The 16,853-nt window shown below is 74.7% G+C and carries 16 protein-coding genes; 12 read left to right on the forward strand and 4 right to left on the reverse strand.

Features of this window, described 5'->3' with window-relative positions:
• Together AB0B41_RS26275 and AB0B41_RS26280 are read left to right on the forward strand one after the other, a co-directional pair.
• Positions 1-1,615, forward strand: a 1,615-nt coding sequence (locus AB0B41_RS26275) for a metallophosphoesterase family protein (protein ID WP_358207847.1), incomplete at its 5' end; no start/stop codon positions are given.
• Positions 1,616-1,848: 233 nt separating this feature from the next.
• Positions 1,849-2,946, forward strand: coding sequence for a TerC family protein (locus AB0B41_RS26280; RefSeq protein WP_358207849.1), 1,098 nt, complete (start codon positions 1,849-1,851; stop codon positions 2,944-2,946).
• 56 nt (positions 2,947-3,002) lie between these two features.
• On the opposite strand, the gene AB0B41_RS26285 is transcribed toward AB0B41_RS26280, so the two are convergent.
• Complete coding sequence (locus AB0B41_RS26285; RefSeq protein ID WP_358207919.1) at positions 3,003-3,515, reverse strand: metallophosphoesterase; 513 nt, start codon at positions 3,513-3,515, stop codon at positions 3,003-3,005.
• 8 nt (positions 3,516-3,523) lie between these two features.
• Positions 3,524-3,898: an FKBP-type peptidyl-prolyl cis-trans isomerase gene (locus tag AB0B41_RS26290; protein ID WP_358207851.1), complete on the reverse strand. Its 375-nt coding sequence runs from the start codon at positions 3,896-3,898 to the stop codon at positions 3,524-3,526.
• Between the two features lie 101 nt (positions 3,899-3,999).
• Here AB0B41_RS26290 and AB0B41_RS26295 point away from each other — a divergent pair, with 101 nt between their 5' ends.
• On the forward strand, positions 4,000-4,911 hold the full coding sequence (locus AB0B41_RS26295) for an MOSC domain-containing protein (RefSeq protein WP_358207853.1): 912 nt from the start codon (positions 4,000-4,002) through the stop codon (positions 4,909-4,911).
• 124 nt (positions 4,912-5,035) lie between these two features.
• Positions 5,036-6,571, forward strand: coding sequence for an MFS transporter (locus AB0B41_RS26300; protein ID WP_358207855.1), 1,536 nt, complete (start codon positions 5,036-5,038; stop codon positions 6,569-6,571).
• Positions 6,572-6,584: 13 nt separating this feature from the next.
• On the opposite strand, the gene AB0B41_RS26305 is transcribed toward AB0B41_RS26300, so the two are convergent.
• Complete coding sequence (locus AB0B41_RS26305) at positions 6,585-8,720, reverse strand: prolyl oligopeptidase family serine peptidase (RefSeq protein WP_358207857.1); 2,136 nt, start codon at positions 8,718-8,720, stop codon at positions 6,585-6,587.
• An 80-nt stretch (positions 8,721-8,800) separates the two neighbouring features.
• Here AB0B41_RS26305 and AB0B41_RS26310 point away from each other — a divergent pair, with 80 nt between their 5' ends.
• The 3 genes from AB0B41_RS26310 (at position 8,801) to AB0B41_RS26320 (ending at position 11,356) form a co-directional block, all read left to right on the forward strand.
• On the forward strand, positions 8,801-10,306 hold the full coding sequence (locus AB0B41_RS26310; RefSeq protein ID WP_358207859.1) for an AMP-binding protein: 1,506 nt from the start codon (positions 8,801-8,803) through the stop codon (positions 10,304-10,306).
• Complete coding sequence (locus AB0B41_RS26315) at positions 10,306-11,049, forward strand: enoyl-CoA hydratase/isomerase family protein (RefSeq protein ID WP_358207861.1); 744 nt, start codon at positions 10,306-10,308, stop codon at positions 11,047-11,049. Before AB0B41_RS26310 ends, AB0B41_RS26315 begins: the two co-directional genes overlap by 1 nt.
• Before the next feature lie 118 nt (positions 11,050-11,167).
• Positions 11,168-11,356 carry a hypothetical protein gene (locus tag AB0B41_RS26320; RefSeq protein WP_358207863.1) on the forward strand — a complete coding sequence of 63 codons (189 nt, stop codon included), beginning with the start codon at positions 11,168-11,170 and terminating at the stop codon, positions 11,354-11,356.
• Here AB0B41_RS26320 and AB0B41_RS26325 read toward each other — a convergent pair.
• Positions 11,353-12,654 carry an LCP family protein gene (locus AB0B41_RS26325; RefSeq protein WP_358207865.1) on the reverse strand — a complete coding sequence of 434 codons (1,302 nt, stop codon included), beginning with the start codon at positions 12,652-12,654 and terminating at the stop codon, positions 11,353-11,355. The two genes, AB0B41_RS26320 and AB0B41_RS26325, sit on opposite strands and share 4 nt — an antisense overlap.
• A gap of 240 nt (positions 12,655-12,894) precedes the next feature.
• Between AB0B41_RS26325 and AB0B41_RS26330 the strand changes: the two genes are divergently transcribed.
• From AB0B41_RS26330 to AB0B41_RS26350, 5 genes are all read left to right on the forward strand, one after another.
• A complete protein-coding gene (locus tag AB0B41_RS26330) occupies positions 12,895-13,179 on the forward strand; it encodes a hypothetical protein (RefSeq protein WP_358207867.1) in 285 nt (94 codons plus the stop codon).
• 123 nt (positions 13,180-13,302) lie between these two features.
• Positions 13,303-14,550, forward strand: a complete 1,248-nt coding sequence (locus tag AB0B41_RS26335; RefSeq protein WP_358207921.1) for an AI-2E family transporter — start codon at positions 13,303-13,305, stop codon at positions 14,548-14,550.
• Positions 14,551-14,603: 53 nt separating this feature from the next.
• Positions 14,604-15,287: a GAP family protein gene (locus tag AB0B41_RS26340; protein ID WP_358207869.1), complete on the forward strand. Its 684-nt coding sequence runs from the start codon at positions 14,604-14,606 to the stop codon at positions 15,285-15,287.
• Positions 15,288-15,432: 145 nt separating this feature from the next.
• Entirely contained in the window at positions 15,433-15,798 is a 366-nt protein-coding gene (locus AB0B41_RS26345) for a hypothetical protein (protein ID WP_358207871.1), read from the forward strand.
• Positions 15,799-15,850: 52 nt separating this feature from the next.
• The gene (locus AB0B41_RS26350; RefSeq protein WP_358207873.1) at positions 15,851-16,525 is read left to right on the forward strand and encodes an MBL fold metallo-hydrolase; all 675 of its coding nucleotides are present in this window, start codon (positions 15,851-15,853) and stop codon (positions 16,523-16,525) included.
• Positions 16,526-16,853 lie beyond the last annotated feature (328 nt).

Here is a 16,853-nt window from a genome sequence, read left to right on the forward strand (position 1 = left end):
CGGGGCGCTGGCCGGGCTCGCGCTGGCCCGCGGCCCGTGGACCGGTGTGGCGCGGGCGGCGGGGACCGGGCTCGTCGGCCGGCACCTCGCGTTCGGCGACGACCCCCGCACCTCGATGGCGATCACGGGGGAGCTCACCGGGAAGCCCGCCGGCAAAGTCCTCCTCGATCTCGGCCTCGACACCGGCTACGGCGCGACCGTGCCCGTCGAGCTGCGCGAGCTGGTCAGCCAGGTGCCGCGGGGCGAGGACGTCCGCGGCGGGGAGCAGCTCTTCGCGCACGCCCGGGCCGAGGGGCTGACCGCCGGCACCACCTACCACTACCGCTTCCGCCTGCCCGACGGCTCGACCACCCCCGACGCCACCTTCCGCACCGCACCGGCGAAGGGCGACCGCAGGCCGTTCACGTTCACCGCGTTCGCCGACCAGGGCGTCGCCTCCGGCGACGGCGACGGCAACGGCGGCGCGGCGCCCCCGAACGCGCTGACCGCGCTGATCGCCGAGGACGCCCCGGCCTTCCACCTGCTGGCCGGCGACATCTGCTACGCCGACCGGGCCGGCCGCGGCGAGCGGGACGACTCGTTCAACCCCGGTCTGTGGACGCAGTACTTCGCCGCGATCGAGAAGAGCGCCGCCCACACGCCCTGGATGTTCGCCACCGGCAACCACGACATGGAGGCCCTGTACGACGACGGCGACTCCGACCACGGCTACGGCGGCCACGCCGCCCGGCTGGACCTGCCGCGGACCGGGCCGTCGGGCTGCCCGTCGGTCTACGCGTTCACGCACGGCTGCGTCGGGGTGGTCAGCGTCGACGCCAACGACCTCTCCACCGAGATCCGCGCCAACACCGGCTACAGCCGCGGCGCGCAGGTCGAGTGGCTGAGCGACACGCTCGCGGCCTTGCGCGCCGACCCCGACATCACCTTCGTGGTGGTGTTCTTCCACCACTGCGCCTACTCGACCAGCGACTCGCACGCCTCCGACGGCGGCGTCCGGTCCGCCCTGACGCCGTTGTTCGACCGCTTCTCGGTCGATCTCGCCGTGCAGGGCCACAATCACCAGTACGAGCGCACGGACCCGATCCGCGGCGGCGAGGCGACCCGCGAGGCCCCGGACAAGGCGACCGTCCGCCCCGCCACGGACGGCACGACCTACATCTGTGTCGGCTCCGGCGGGCGGCGGAGCAACGGCTGGCTCGACGACGGTGGCGACCGCTACCGGGGCCGGACCGGCGAGGACCGGGAGATCCGCAGCCGTGTCACGGGCAAGGACGGCGAGAAGTCGGAGACGGTCGGCTGGTCCCGGGTGCGCTACGCCGGCTACGCCTACCTGCGCGTCGAGGTGCAGCCGGAGGTGCCGGGGCGGATCGCGACCATGCGGGTCCACGCCGTGACCGACGACGGCGAGGAGATCGACCGGATCGACCTCGCCCGGCCCGTCCCGGGCGTCCCCGCCGTGCCGCCGCCCGCCGTGCCGTCCGTGTCGCCCGCGCCGCCACCTGCCGTCCCGACCACGCCCGCGGTCCCAGCGGTGCCGGCCGGCTGGTCGCGGACACCAACCGGCTTGTCGGTTCCTGCCGGTTCGACCGGTTCGTCCCCGGTTCGGGGCCTCTGACCGGTGTGGTCGGTCACCCCCGCTGGCGGCCGGTGCGACGGGGCGGGCAGACTGAGCAGGCACCGTAGGGGAGTATCCCGGTCACGGTGGCGCCGTCAGCACGGAGAAGGGCCCGCAGCCCAGGATCGACAATCATGCGGGTCCCGAACCCGGCGCCGTCGATCCGCAGCTGAGCGGAGGGGAGAGACCTCGGGGCAGTCCTGCGCTGCCCGAGACCCCTGGAGGCTCCCCACGTGAACGTGCCCGTCTGGCTCTGGTTCGCCACCATCGGTGGCCTGGTGGCCATCATCCTGGCCGACCTGTTCCTGGTCGACCACAAGCCGCACGCCGTGACGATCAAGGAAGCCACCCGCTGGGTGCTCTTCTACATCGCGCTCGCCGTGCTGTTCGGCCTCGGCATCTGGTACTTCGCGGGCGCCCAGTACGCCGGGGAGTTCTTCGCCGGCTACATCACCGAGTACTCGCTCTCGGTCGACAACCTGTTCGTCTTCGTGATCATCATGTCGAGCTTCGCCGTGCCGGCGATCCACCAGCACCGCGTGCTGCTGGTCGGCATCGTGATCGCGCTCGTGATGCGCGGCCTGTTCATCGCCGTCGGCGCCGCCGCGATCAACGCCCTGAGCTGGGTGTTCTACCTCTTCGCCGCGTTCCTGATCTACACCGCCGTGAACATGGTCCGGCAGGGCATGGGCGGCGACGAGGACGAGTGGAAGGAGCCCAAGGTCGTCGGGTTCGTGCGCCGCGTGCTGCCGGTGACGGACCAGTTCCACGGCTCCAGGACCACCGTGAAGCTCGACGGCAAGCGCTGGGTCACCCCGATGCTGATCGTGATGATCGCGATCGGGCTCACCGACCTGCTCTTCGCGCTCGACTCCATCCCGGCCATCTTCGGCCTGACCCAGGAGCCGTTCCTGGTCTTCACGGCCAACGCCTTCGCCCTGATGGGCCTGCGCCAGCTGTACTTCCTGCTCGGCGGGCTCCTCAAGAAGCTGATCTACCTGTCGTACGGCCTGGCCGTGATCCTCGCCTTCATCGGTGTCAAGCTGGTGCTGCACGCCCTGCACGAGAACGAGCTGCCCTTCCTCAACGGCGGCCAGCCGATCCCGGTGCCGGAGGTCAGCATCGCGGTGTCGCTGCTGGTCATCGTGGGTGTCCTGGCGATCACGACGGTGGCCAGCCTGGTTGCGGTGCGGCGGCGGCCCGAGCTCGCCGAGGCGCACGGCTCCGTCGCGGTGCCCGTCGCGCACACCCGCGAGGAGGCCGAGGCGATGGACCGGCACGACCGGGAGATCGACGAGGAGATGGCCCGCTACGACCGCGAGCACTCCTGACCCGTGACCGTGCGCGGGACGTGGTGCCGGGGCACCGCGTCCCGCGCACGGTCATGTCATGGCAGGTTCTCCAGGTGGACCAGGTCCACCCAGCGCAGCTCGCCCTCCTGCACCCGCGCCGTCATCCACGTGTGCGTGGGCTGACGCCGGCGGTCGGTGGGGGAGCCGGGGTTCAGCAGGCGCAGGCCCGAGGGAGCCGTCGTGTCCCACGGGATGTGGCTGTGCCCGAACACGAGCACGTCGACGTCGGGGAACCGGGCGGCCATCCGCCGCTCCCGGCCCTGCGCCGCACCCGTCTCGTGGGTGACGGCGAACCGCAGTCCGCCGGCCTCGAACCGCGCCACCTCGGGGAGGCGTTCGCGCAGTTCGGGGCCGTCGTTGTTGCCCCACACCCCGACGACCCGGGGGGCCCGCGCCTCCAGCGCGTCGAGGAGCCCGGGGTCCATCCAGTCGCCGGCGTGGACGACCAGGTCGTCCGCGCGGAGCGACTCCACCGCCTCCCACAGCGGTGCGGGCAGGTCCTTGGCCCGCACCGGGACGTGCGTGTCGGAGAGGATCAGCAGCCGCACGGGCGGTGTCACTGCACCGCGAGCAGGTCCACCACGAAGATCAGGGTCTCGCCGCCCTTGATGACGCCCCCGGCGCCGCGGTCGCCGTAGCCCAGGTGCGGCGGGATGACCAGGCGGCGGCGCCCGCCGACCTTCATGCCCTGCACGCCCTGGTCCCAGCCCTGGATGACCTGGCCCGCGCCGAGGCCGAACTGCAGCGGCTGGCCGCGGTTGTAGGAGGCATCGAACTCCTCGCCGGTCGAGTGCGCCACGCCCACGTAGTGCACGGCCACCCGGTGGCCGGCGGTCGCCTCCTCGCCCTCGCCGACGGTGATGTCGGTGATCTCGAGGTCGGTCGGGGCCGGGCCGTCGATCGGGTCGACGTCGGGCTTCTGCGGTGCCATCGTCGGGTTCCTCCTGGGTCTCGCGTCGGTCGCCGCCACCCTGCCAGACCCCCGCCTTCCGGAGGTGGCGCGGGGCCCCGCGCGCCCGCTACGAAGGGATCATGTCCGCACCAGCGTCACAGGCGACGACGATCCACGCGACCGTCACCGCCCTCCACCGTTTCCCGGTCAAGTCGATGCAGGGGGAGCGGGTCGACGCCCTCGACCTGCTGCCCGGCGGGGCCCTCGGCGACCGTGCCTACGCCGTGGTCGACGCCGAGGACGGCACGGTGGCCAGCGCCAAGTACCCCCGGAAGTGGGGCGCCCTGCTCGGCTGCAGCGCCACCTTCCTCGCCGAGCCGGAGCCCGACGCCGCCCCGCCGCCCGTCGCCGTCACGTTCCCGGACGGCCGGATCCTGCGCAGCGACGAGCCCGGGCTCGACGCCGCCCTCTCCGACCTGCTCGGCCGCGCGGTCGTGCTGTCGGCCGACCCGGCGGCCGGGGCCGAGTTCGAGGAGCAGTGGCCGCAGATCGAGGGGCTCGCACCCCAGGCGTTCATCGACGACACCACGGTCGAGCACAGCGAGGAGGGCGAGCCGGTCAGCCGGATCGGCACGGCCGGGCTCACCCCGACCGATTCCTTCCTCGACCTCGGCGTGCTGCACCTGATGACCGGCTCCACGCTGGCCGCGCTCTCCGCGGCCGCCCCCGGTTCGACGTTCGACGCCCGCCGCTACCGACCGAACCTGCTGCTGGACACCGCGCAGGGGCCCGGGTTCGTCGAGGACGGATGGGTCGGGGAGACCCTCGCCGTCGGCGACGCCCGCATCACGGTCACCATGCCGACCATGCGCTGCGTGATGACGACGCTGGCGCAGGAGGGCCTGCCGGAGGATCGGGACACGCTGCGCACGATCGCGAAGGTCAACCGGCGGCGCATCCCGGGCATGGGGACCTGGGCGTGCGCGGGCGCCTACGCCGACGTCGTCGCGCCGGGCGCGGTCCGGGTCGGCGACCGCGTCGGGCCCGCCTGACCACACGGGGCCGTCCCGCCGGCGTCGGCGACTCGGTGGTCCGGCGCTCGGAAGGCGGGTCGCCGGGGCCGGCGGTAACGTCCGACGTCGTGCCCGACCGCTCCCACCCCGTCCGCACCCCCTGATGACCTCGGCCCCGGCCCGCACGGGCGCCGAGGAGGAGTACACCCCCGACCCGCGCCGCTGGCGGGCCCTGTCGGTCACGCTCGCCGCGGGGTTCATGACCCTGCTCGACGTCAGCATCGTCTCGGTGGCGCTGCCGTCGATCCAGCAGGGGCTCGGCACGGACCCGGCGGGCGCGCAGTGGGTGGTCTCGGGGTACGCGCTGACCTTCGGCCTCGCGCTCGTCCCGGCCGGCCGGCTCGGCGACGCGTTCGGCCGCCGCCGGATGTTCCTCGTCGCGCTCACGGCGTTCGTCGCGTTCAGCGCCCTGTGCGGCGCGGCGCCCACGATCGAGCTGCTCGTGGTCGCCCGGCTGCTGCAGGGTTTCGCCGCGGGGTCGCTGGCGCCGCAGAACTCCGGGCTGATCCAGAGCCTGTTCCGCGGCGCCGAGCGGGGCCGGGCGTTCGGGTTCTTCGGTGCCACGGTCGGCATCTCGACGGCGGCCGGCCCGATCGTGGGCGGGCTGCTGCTCGCGGCCTTCGGGGAGCCCGACGGCTGGCGGTGGATCTTCTACGTGAACGTCCCCATCGGGGTGCTGGCGGTGGTGCTGGCGGCACGGCTGCTGCCCAGGGCGCAGACCGGCGAGCGGCCGCACATCGACTGGGCCGGCGCGGCGCTGCTGGGCGGGGCGGTGCTCGCGCTGCTGCTGCCCTTGGTGCAGGCCGAGTCGGGCGGGATCGCGCGGCTGTGGTGGCTGTTCCCGATCGGGGTGGCGCTGGCGGTGCTGTTCCTGTGGTGGGAGCGCCGCGAGGTGCGCCGCGGCGCCGAGCCGCTGTTCGACATCCGGCTGGTCACCGAGACCTCCGGCTACGCGCCCGGCGCCCTGCTCGGGCTCGTCTACTTCACCGGGTTCTCCGGCGTCTGGATCGTGTTCGCACAGTTCTTCCAGTCCGGCCTCGGCTACACGCCGCTGCAGTCCGGGCTCTCGGTCACCGCGTTCGCGGTCGGCTCCGCGGTGTCCGCGGTGGTGGCCGGGCGGCTCGTCGAGCGCTTCGGCCGCTGGCTCACCGTGGTCGGCCTGTCGCTGGTCGCGGTGGGCGTGGCCGCCACCGCGGCGATCCTCGCGCTGGTCCCGGGGGAGATCGCAGGGATCGCCGCCGCGCCGGCCCTGCTGCTCGGCGGGATCGGCGGCGGCTTCGTGATCTCGCCGAACATCACCATGACCCTGCGCAACGTGCCGGTGCGGATGGCCGGCTCGGCCGGCGGAGCCCTGCAGACCGGCCAGCGCGTGGGCGCGGCGATCGGGACCGCCGTCGTCGCCGGGGTGTTCTACGGCGTGCTGGGCGCCGCCGGCGACTCGTACCGGGCCGCCATCGCCGGGGCGCTGGGCGTGGCCGTGCTGACCACGCTCGTCGCGCTCGGCGTGGGCATCCACGACCTGCGCAACGAGCGCCGCCGCGCGGCGGGCGTCGGCGCGCCCGACCCCGACGCCCCGGACACCCGCGACGGCGGGACCTCGTCCGACGACGGGACGCCCCACCACATCTCGCACGACTGAGCGCGCCGGGCGGTCACGCCGGCGGCGCGGGCACCCCCAGCGCGTCGCGGAGGAACTGCACCTGCAGGAGCAGCAGGTTCTCGGCGACGACCTCCTGCGGCGTCATGTGCGTGACGCCGGAGAGCGGCAGCACCTGGTGCGGGCGGCCCGCGGCGAGGAGCGCCGAGGACAGGCGCAGGGTGTGGGCGGCCACGACGTTGTCGTCAGCGAGCCCGTGGACGATCATCAGCGGCCGGTTCGGGCGGTCGTCGGAGGCCGGGGTGGCGGCGTCGGCGAGCAGCGAGGAGCGCTCGTAGGACGCCTTCTCCACGGCCGGGTGCCCGAGGTAGCGCTCGGTGTAGTGGGTGTCGTAGAGCTCCCAGTCCGTGACCGGCGCGCCCGCCACCGCGGCGTGGAAGACGTCCGGCCGGCGCAGCACCGCGAGCGCCGCGAGGAACCCGCCGAAGGACCAGCCGCGGATGCCGACCCGGGTGAGGTCGAGGTCCGGGTTCTCGACGGCGAGGGCGCGCAGGGCGTCGACCTGGTCGTCGAGCACGGGCTGGGCGAGGTCGAGGTGCACGGCACGCTCGAACTCCGGCCCGCGGCCGGGCATCCCGCGGCCGTCGACGACGACCACCGCGAAACCCTGCTCGGCGAACCACTGGCTGGTCAGGTGCGGGTTGCGGGCGGCGTAGACGCGCTGGCCGTGCGGCCCGCCGTACGGGTCCAGCAGCACGGGCAGCGGCACGCCCGGCTCCCACCAGGAGGGCAGCAGCAGCGCGGTCTGCAGCCGTCGTTCGCCGGCGCGGTGCAGCGTGATCCGCAGGTCGACGTTCGGCTCGGCGGCGAAGGAGGCGATCTCCCGCTCGACGTCCGCGGTCCGGGCCGTGGTCGCGGCCGGCGAGGCGAGGTCGGTCGAGGTGCGGACGAACGTGCCGCCCGAGAGACGGCCGGAGTGCACGCCCTCCTCGGGCGACGCGGGCACCAGCCCGCCCGCGGCGTCCCACGTCCACAGCCGGACCGAGGCGGGCGTGGTCGAGCCGCTGATCAGCAGGGTGTCGCCGTCGACGTCGAGCAGGCTGCGGACCTGCAGCTCCGGCGGGGTGACGGGCTCGCCGTCGACCAGCACCCGGTGCGCCCCGTCGCGGTGGGCCACCTTGACCAGCGCGCCGGAGGCGGTGTGCACCCGCAGGCCCGGCGTCGCGTCGACCCACACCGGGTCGGTCTCCTCGTCGACGAGCGTGGTCGCGCCCGTCGCCGGGTCGACCGCGAGCATCCGCAGCGCCTTCTGGTCCCGCGGCTGCACGACCACGAACAGGCCCCGGTCGTCCCACACGACGTCGACGACGTACTCGTCCCGCTCGACGTCCCACTCGATCGGTGTGCGACTGCCGTCGAGGCCGACGACGTCGAGGGTCACGGCGGGGTTGGTGGTGCCGGCCGCGGGATAGCGGACGGCCGTGGGGGTGCGGTCGGGGTTGGCCGGGTCGGCGATGTGCCACACCGGCACCGCGGACTCGTCGACCCGGGCGACGACGAGCGCGTCGCCCTCGGGGGACCACCAGAAGCCGCGCATCCGGTCGATCTCCTCGGCGGCGACGAAGTCGGCCAGGCCGTAGGTGACGTCGTCGCCCTCGGGGACGAGGAGGGTCGTGGTGGTCCGCGCGGCGACCAGGTGCACGTGCAGGGCGCCGCCGGCGACGAACGCGATGCGCGCGCCGGTGGGGTCGAGCCGCGGGTCGATCACCGCACCGTCGGTCTCGATCAGCCGCGGGGTGAGCCCGCCGGCGAACTCGGCCAGGTAGAGCTTGCCGGACAACGGGAACACGGCGCGGGTCACGGTGCCGTCGGTGGCGTAGCCGACGACACCGCCCGCCTGCTCCCGCGCCCGCTCGCGGCGCGCCCGCTCCTCGGCCGGCAGGTCCTCGACGTCGGTGTCGTCGAGCTCGCGCGGGTCGGCGATCAGCCGCTCCTCGCCGGTCTCCACCTCGAGGCTCCACAGGCAGGTCACCGGGTCGGTGCCACCCCGGCTGCGCAGGAAGACGACCCGGCCGCCGTCGGGCGAGACGGTGACGCCGCGCGGGGCGCCGAGGGTGAACCGGCGGGTGCGGGCGTGCAGGCGGGGGAAGGAGTCCGCGGTCGACCGGGAGTCCGTGATCGGCTGGCTCACGGTGCGCAGTCTGCCGGACCGCGCCGCGCCGGACCGGACAGCCTTCCCTGCCAAACGACCGGTGGGTAGCGTCGGCGGGTGTGACGGCCCGGACCATCGGCGACCTGCTGGTCGCCCACCCGCACGACACCGACTGGACCGTCGCGGGCGAGCGCACCTCACCCGCCGCGCTCGACGTGGCCGCGAGCCGGCTGGCCGCGGGCTTCCTCGCCCTCGGCCACGAGCCGGGGGACCACGTGGCGCTGATGATGCGCGCCAGCCCGGCCGCGCTGGCGGTCTGGTTCGGCCTCGCCCGGGCAGGCCTCGTGGAGGTCCCGCTCAACACCGCCACCCGCGGCGACCTTCTGGAACACCTGCTCACGCACTCGCGGGCCCGCACCGTCGTGTGCGACGCCGAGTTCCTGCCGCTCGTGCGCGGGGCGGCGCCGCCGCGCGTCCGGATCGTCGTGCACGGGCCCGGTGACGCCCCGTCCCTGGCGGACGTGGAGCGGGAGCCGGCGGGGTTCCCGGAGGTCGACCCCGACGCGACGACGGTCGTGCTCCACACGTCCGGCACCACCGGCCCGCCGAAGGGCGTCCGGCTCTCGCACCGGTCGAACCTGTGGCTGGCCCGGCGCACCGTCGAGCTGATGGGCTACACCGCCGTCGACCGGCTCTACTCGGTGTTCCCGCTCTTCCACTCCAACGCCCGCTTCTGCTCGGTGCTGCCCGCGCTGCTCACCGGCGCCGGGCTGGTCATGGACCGGCGCTTCTCGGCGAGCGGGTTCTGGGACACCTGCCGCGCCCACGGGATCACCGCCTTCAACTTCCAGGGCGCGATGCTCACCCTGCTGCACAACCGCCCGCCGCAGCCCGACGACGCCGACAACCCCGTCCGCGTCGGCTTCGGCGCCCCGTGCCCGCCGGAGGTCACGGAGGCGTTCGAGCTGCGGTTCGGCGTGGCGCTCACCGAGGTCTACGGCAGCACCGAGGCGTCGCTGGTCGTCGAGGGCCCGCCGGGGGAGCGGCGCCGCGGCTCGCCCGGCCGCGCCGCCGCGGGCTACGAGGTGCGGATCGTCGACGACCGCGGGCACGAGGTGCCGCGCGGCGAGGCGGGCGAGATCGTCTGCCGGCCGAAGGTGCCGGGCATCCTGTTCAGCGGCTACCACGACATGCCGGAGGAGACCGTCGCGGCGTGGCGGGACCTGTGGTTCCACACCGGCGACCGCGGCCGGATGGACACGGACGGCCACCTCTACTTCCTCGACCGGCTCTCCGACTCGATCCGCCGGCGCGGCGAGAACATCTCCTCCTGGGAGATCGAACGGGTCCTCGCGACGCACCCGGCGGTCGACGCCGTCGCGGCCTACGGGGTGCCGAGCCCGCTGTCCGAGGAGGACGTCATGGTCGCCGTCGTCCTCCTCCCGGGGGCCGAGCTCGACGGGCCGGGCGTGGTCGCGCACTGCTCCGGGCGGGTGACCGAGTTCGCGGTGCCGCGGTACGTGCGGTTCGTCGACGCGCTGCCGGTCACCCCGAGCCAGCGGACGGAGAAGTACACGCTTCGGGCCGACGGGGTCACCGCCGACACCTGGGACCGGGAGGCCTGATGGAGCGCTTCGAGATCACCTCGCCGCGGCCCGGCGTCGCGCTGGTGACGATCGCGCGGCCGGAGAAGCTCAACGCGATGGACCCGCTGTTCTTCCGGGAGCTGATCGCGCTCACCGCGGAGCTGGGCGCGGACCCGGAGGTCCGGGCGGCCGTCCTGACGGGCGCGGGGCGCGCCTTCTCGGCGGGCGGGGACATCGCGAGCTTCCGGGAGATCGCCGGCGACACCGCCCGGGTCCGCCGGCACCTGCGCCTGGTGTTCGACGCGTTCAGCAGCGTCGAGCGCTGCCCGGTCCCGGTGATCGGCGCGGTCAACGGCATCGCGCACGGCGGCGGCACGGAACTGACCCTGGCCTGCGACGTCGTCTACGCGGCCGACTCGGCGACCTTCGCCTTCCGCGAGCCCACCGTCGGCCTCACGCCGGGCTGGGGCGTGGTGCGCGGGCCCGAGGTGATGGGGCGGCACTGGACCCGGCTGCTCGCGCTGTCCGGGCGGGTGATCGACGCCGCCACCGCCGCCCGGGCGGGGCTGGTCCAGGAGGTGCTGCCCGCCGCGGCGCTGCTCGACGCCGCCCTCGACCTGGCCGAGGAGATGGCGGCGCTGCCGCCGCTCGCGGTCGAGGTGGGCAAGGCGTTCGTCAACCGCGGGACCGAGCCGGGCTTCGCGGAGGCGGTCGAGGCCACGGCCCTGCTCTTCGGCACCGCCGAGCACCGGGAGCGGGTGGCGGCGTTCCTCGAACGGTGATCCGCTCGCCCCACCGGGGGGACCGCTCGCCCCCCTGATCCCCGCTCGCCCGGCCCGGCCCGTCTCCGTTTCCGGCGGCACGCGTTGGGAATGCATCGCCACCAACGGAGGTGACCGGATGATCAATGTGTACCTCTCGGCCCGGGCGCTGGCCGCGGCCCGGTCCGTCGACCCGGCCGTCTCGCCGGCCGCCGTGCACGCGGCCGTCGAGATCGCCCTGGTCGAACAGCTGCGCGAGGTCGCGACGTGGTCGTCGGACCGGATCCGGGACCGCGCGTCGCGCATCGAGCAGGACGCGAACGGCTAGTCGACGCAGGGCACGGCCGCGGCGTCGATCACCGGGCGGTGCTGCCACGGGTCCTCGGGCGCGGCGACCGTGGACGTCGGCGCGGTGGTCGGGGCCGCTGTCGCGGCGGCGGCGGACGTGGCGGGCGTGGCCGGCGTCGGCCCGGCCACCCGGACCCGCGAGGCGTCCGGGTCGGGCGTCCCGGGCGCGGTCCCGTCCGCACGGGCGTCGGCGAACAGCACGGTGTGCACGAAGTCCCGGACCTGGTCGTCGTCGATCTCCACGGCCACGCCGTCGACCGGGGTCCAGAGGTCCGGACGGATCGAGGGGACGGTCCGGAACACGACGTCGCCGCCCGCGAGCCCGCCGAGCTGACCGACGAGCTGCCGCAGGTCCCACCCCGAGTCGACGACGACGTGCCGGGTCACGACCCCGAGCAGCGCCGAGACCGTGGCGGGGTCGGCGAGGATGCCCGCGGCGAGCACCTGGTGGGCGAGCCCGGCGAGGAAGGCCTGCTGGCGGGTGATCCGGTCGAGGTCGCCGCCGTCGAGTCCGTGCCGTTGTCGGACGAACGCCAGCGCGGCGGCCCCGCTGACCGTCTGCGGGCCGGCCGGCAGGTCCACCCCGGAGTAGGCCCGGTCGTCGACGGGCTGGTTGAGGCAGACGTTCACCCCGCCGAGCGTGCCCGTGAACTCGACGAACCCGGCCAGGTTGATCTCGGCGTAGTGGTCGACCGTGGTCCTCGAGACGGCCTCGACGGTCGCGACGAGGTTCGCCCGGCCCGCCTCTCTGCTGCGCCGGTCCAGCTCGGCGCCGGTGACGCCCTGCGCCTCGAGCCGCTCCTGCGCGGCCCGGTAGGCCCGGCCGTACGCCGAGTTGATCTTGTGCCGCCCGCTGCCGTCGGCCAGCGGGACGTAGGAGTCGCGCGGGAACGAGACGGTGACGACGGGGGAGCGCGGGTTCGCGGGTACGCGGACGAGCATGATCGTGTCGGTGTGCAGCTCCCCGCCGTCGTCGCCGGCGTGGATCTCGGCGAGCAGGTCGGACGGGAGCGGCTCGCCCTGCGCGTCCGTGCGGCTGTCCAGGCCGACCAGCAGTGCGGTGTAGCTGCGGGGTGGTGCGGTGGACGTCGCGGCGGTCGGGGCGCCGGCGCGGGTGGCCAGGACCGAGCTGGTGGTCAGGTCGGCGGCGAAGGCGCGCGACACCACCCAGACGTAGCCGGTGCCGGCGAGGACCGCGACGGCGAGCAGCGCGACGGCCGTACGCCCGGCACCGGCGAGGACGCGGCGAAGCGTGCGGGACCGCGGCGGCTTCTCCATCCGTTCCTCTCACGCACGGGGACCACTGCACGTCCCGACGCTGCGACCGTCCAGAGGAGAGACACGGCCATCAAGGCCGTCGGCCGAGCGTACGGCCCGTGCACGGGCCCGTGGCGAACGAGTGATCACCTTCCACCCGACCGGCCCAACGCCCGTCCGGTCACTCGGGCCGGGTGAGGCGGCGGCGCCCGGGGCGGCGCGACCGTGGTCGCCGAACCGCACTAGAGACAGGAGACCGGCATGAACGATCGTCGGACGGATCCGCACTGGGAGGACCTCGACCACGGGCTGCTGATCGGAGCAGTGGTCCTGCTGGCGGTGGGCGCCCTCGCCGGTCTGGGTGGGTCGTTGCTGGCGGGAGCGGCCGCGGCCAAGGCGGCCCGGAGCTGGCTGCGCCGGGCGGACCTGGGGCCGACCGACCTCGCCAAGCTCAAGTGGGCGCAGGCGCGGGCCGCCGCCGGTGCCGGCGCCGGGGCGTGGCGTGCCGCGGAGCCGGGGGGCCGGCGCGCGGTGCCGATGCCCTGACCAGGGGGAGCACGCGGGGGAGGCGCCCGTTCGCCCGCGGCGGGTGAGGTCTCGTGCTCCGGACGGACCTAGCTTCGCCGCGTGACGACTCCGGTGCCACCTCCTGCTCACACCCCGGATGGCCTGCCGGCGAACGGGGCGGGCCCGCGCAACTCCGCACTGCCGCGCGCCCTGGTCGTGCTGGTCGGGGCCGCGGCGGTCGTCGTGGTCCTGGCCGGCACGCAGGCGGTCGCCTGGCTCATCGGGCCCGCCTTCATGGCGTTGATCATCGTCATCGCCGTCGCACCGGTGCAGAGCCGGCTGCGGCGGGCGGGCTGGCCGGGCTGGGCGACCACGTTGGTGCTGGTCGTGTGCGTCTACGCGGTGCTCATCGTGCTCGCCCTCGGGATCCTCTTCTCGCTGGCGCGGCTCGCGACCGAGGTGCCGAAGTACGCGTCGCAGGCCGACGGGCTCGTGTCCTCGCTGAACGCCAAGCTCGCCCAGCTCGGGGTGGGGCCGGACCAGCTGAAGGAGATGGCGAGCTCGCTGAACCTCGGCAAGCTGGCCGGCGTCCTGGGGGCACTGCTGGGCAGCGTGGCGGGGCTGGCGACGAGCCTGGTCTTCCTGCTGGCGCTGCTGCTGTTCCTGAGCGCCGAGGCGGGCGGGGTCGGCCACCGGCTGGCGTCGATCGCCGCCGACCGGCCGCGCATCAAGGAGGCGCTGGACCACTTCGCGTGGGGCACCCGGCAGTACCTGCTGGTCACGACGATCTTCGGGCTCATCGTCGCGGTGCTCGACTCGATCGCGCTGGCGCTGATGGGCATCCCGCTCGCCGTCACCTGGGGTCTGCTGGCCTTCATCACGAACTACATCCCCAACGTCGGGTTCATCATCGGCGTGATCCCGCCCGCCCTGATGGGTCTGTTCGTGGGCGGCCCGACGCTCGCCGTGGCCGTGGTGCTCGTCTACTGCGCGCTGAACTTCGTCATCCAGTCGCTGATCCAGCCGCGCTTCATCGGCGACGCCGTCGGCCTGTCGTTCACGGTGACCTTCGTGGCGCTGGTGTTCTGGGCCTGGCTGCTCGGCCCGCTCGGCGCGATCCTCGCGATCCCGCTGACCCTGCTGGTCAAGGCGCTGCTCGTGGACGTCGACCCGAAGGCCGGGTGGGCGGACGCGCTGCTGCGGTCGACCCCGAAGAACCCCGAGGAGGCGGCCGCGGACGAGGCCGCCAAGGCCGCGCGCAAGGCCGAGAAGAAGGCCGCCCGCAAGGCACACCGGCACCCGCAGCCCGCCGGCGTCGCGAGCGGGACCGACGGGGGCGAGCCCGTCGGGCCGGGTCCCGCCGAGCCCCCGGAGCCGCCGACGCGCAGCGGCCCGCAGGTCACGCCGTGAGCCGCGGCGCCGCCCGCGCCCGCGGCTGACCGCGCGCCCGTGAGGACCGAGTCGTGAGTGCCGAGGCGCTGGTGCTCGCACTGTCCGCGGTCCTCCGGCCCACCGCGCTCGCCGCGCTGTTCGCGATCCTGGCGTCCCGGGACCCGCGGCGGCTGCTGACGGCGTACCTCGTGGGCGGGCTCGTGTTCACCCTCGCCGTCGGCACCCTGGTCGTCGTGCTCCTGCAGGGTCTCAACGCCCGCACGGCGACGACGTCGAGCAGGCCGGTCCTCGACGTCGTCCTCGGCGTGGCCGCGCTCGTCTACGCGGTGGCGGCCCTGGCGCGGTGGCAGTCGCCCTGGCCGTTGAGCCGGGGGACCGAGCGGCCGCCCGACGAGCCGACCTGGATGCAGCGCCGGCTGCAGGGGCTGACGGTGCGCGGGGCCGCCGGGGCCGGCCTCCTCACCCACCTGCCCGGGCTGACGTACCTGGCCGCGCTCAACGCGATCGTCGCCTCGTCCTCGGGGGCGGTGGTCGACGGGCTGGTCCAGGTGGCCGTCTACAACGCGATCTGGTTCAGCACCGCGATCGTCGCGCTCGTGCTCGCCGCGCACCGGCCGCAGCTCGCCCGGGAGGTGCTCGAGCGGCTGGTCGCCTGGATCCGCGCCCACCGGCGGCCCATCACGGTCGTGTTCTTCGGGGCGCTGGGCACCTACCTGCTCGTCACGGGGATCCTGGACCTGACCACGCGGGCCTGAGCACCGAGCGCACGCGAGCGGACGCGAGCGGACGCGGGCGGTGTACCACGAACGGGTGGACGGCGGCCGCCGGGGTGACCAACCGTGGTTCCACCCACCAGACTGGCGCCGGGCAGCACCGGGTCGCGGGCAGGGGGTTCGACGGGTGAGCACGCACAGGGCGTCGACGAGCGGGAGCGGCGGTTTCCGGGCCGTCGGGCAGAAGCCCCCGGTCCCGTACCAGCGGGCCGCCACGGGCGCCCCGCCGGAGGGCCCGCCGACCACCGTCGGGGAGCAGGCGGCACGCGCCGGCTGGGCGCCCGCGCCGCGGCAGTCGCCCGCCCACACCCCGCCGCGCGGCCAGCGCCTCCCGGGCACCGGCGACGGGCGGGCCCTCACCGTGCTGCGGATCGTCGCGTACGTGCTGACCTCGCTCGCGAGCCTGCTGTTCATCGCGCTGGTCGTGTACGGGTACCTGCTCGTGCAGGACGCGGCGGAGACGTTCCCGCGGCTCTTCACGCCGGGCGGCTGACCGGGCCGGCGGCAGGGGGACGGGCGGGCGCCGGCGGCACTAGGCTGCGCGCGTGGACGTCCTGGACGAGTACAGCGGGCACACCGACCCCGGCGGCGCGGCGATCCGGCGGAGCCTGGCCCCGCTCACGATCAGCAAGGTGTCCGTCGGCCCGATGGACAACAACGCCTACCTGCTGACCTGCACCGCCACCAACGAGGCGCTGCTCATCGACGCGGCCAACGAGCCGGAGCGGATCGCCGACCTGGTCGGGGCCGAGGACGGCAGGCCCGAGCTGCGGCACCTCGTCACCACCCACCGCCACCACGACCACTGGCAGGCGCTGGGGGCGGTGGCGGGAATGTTCCAGACCAGGCAGATCGCGCACCCGCTCGACGCACCCGAGCTGCCGATCCCGATGGACGAGCTCGTGTCGCACGGGGACAGCGTGGAGTTCGGCGACATCTCCCTCGAGGTCATCCACCTGCGCGGGCACACGCCGGGATCGATCGCGCTGCTCTACCGCGGCCCGGACCGCCCGCACCTCTTCACCGGGGACTCCCTGTTCCCGGGCGGGCCGGGCAAGACCTGGTCGGCCGAGGACTTCGCCTCGCTCATGGACGACCTCGAGTCCCGGGTCTTCGGCGAGCTGCCGGACGACACCTGGGTCTACCCGGGCCACGGCGACGACACCACCCTCGGCGCGGAGCGCCCCTCGCTGAAGGAGTGGCGCGAGCGGGGGTGGTGAGCGGCTGGCCGCCTCGACCGATGGAGCCGGCCGCGCGGTCTGCTCGGAGCGGCTCGAGGTCTGATGCCGCCGCAGGCCGGCGGGCCGCTGTAGGGAGCGTCGCGGTCGGGCGCGGAGGCCCCGTGGGAGCGCCGTCGAACATGTGTGCGACAGTGGTCACCTGGTCCGGCGGGCGCCGCCGGGAAGCACCGGGCGGTCCGCGGCGTTGAGCCGGGTGGCCGAACGGGGATCCCGACGGCGACCGCGGTGCCGGTGCGATCCGGCGACCCGTGTTCGCCCGGCGCTCGCCGGTGCGCATCCGCCGACCGGGAACCACGGGCCGGACGGT

The sequence above is a fragment of the Pseudonocardia sp. NPDC049154 genome (assembly GCF_040648315.1).
In the GTDB taxonomy this organism is placed as follows: Bacteria; Actinomycetota; Actinomycetes; order Mycobacteriales; family Pseudonocardiaceae; genus Pseudonocardia.

Bases quoted from the DNA above. Each gene is read 5' to 3' on its own strand.
- AB0B41_RS26290 (WP_358207851.1), bottom strand. From the start codon at position 3,898: ATGGCACCGCAGAAGCCCGACGTCGACCCGATCGACGGCCCGGCCCCG.
- AB0B41_RS26295 (WP_358207853.1), top strand. From the start codon at position 4,000: ATGTCCGCACCAGCGTCACAGGCGACGACGATCCACGCGACCGTCACC.
- AB0B41_RS26300 (WP_358207855.1), top strand. From the start codon at position 5,036: ATGACCTCGGCCCCGGCCCGCACGGGCGCCGAGGAGGAGTACACCCCC.
- AB0B41_RS26315 (WP_358207861.1), top strand. From the start codon at position 10,306: ATGGAGCGCTTCGAGATCACCTCGCCGCGGCCCGGCGTCGCGCTGGTG.
- AB0B41_RS26320 (WP_358207863.1), top strand. From the start codon at position 11,168: ATGATCAATGTGTACCTCTCGGCCCGGGCGCTGGCCGCGGCCCGGTCC.
- AB0B41_RS26325 (WP_358207865.1), bottom strand. From the start codon at position 12,654: ATGGAGAAGCCGCCGCGGTCCCGCACGCTTCGCCGCGTCCTCGCCGGT.
- AB0B41_RS26330 (WP_358207867.1), top strand. From the start codon at position 12,895: ATGAACGATCGTCGGACGGATCCGCACTGGGAGGACCTCGACCACGGG.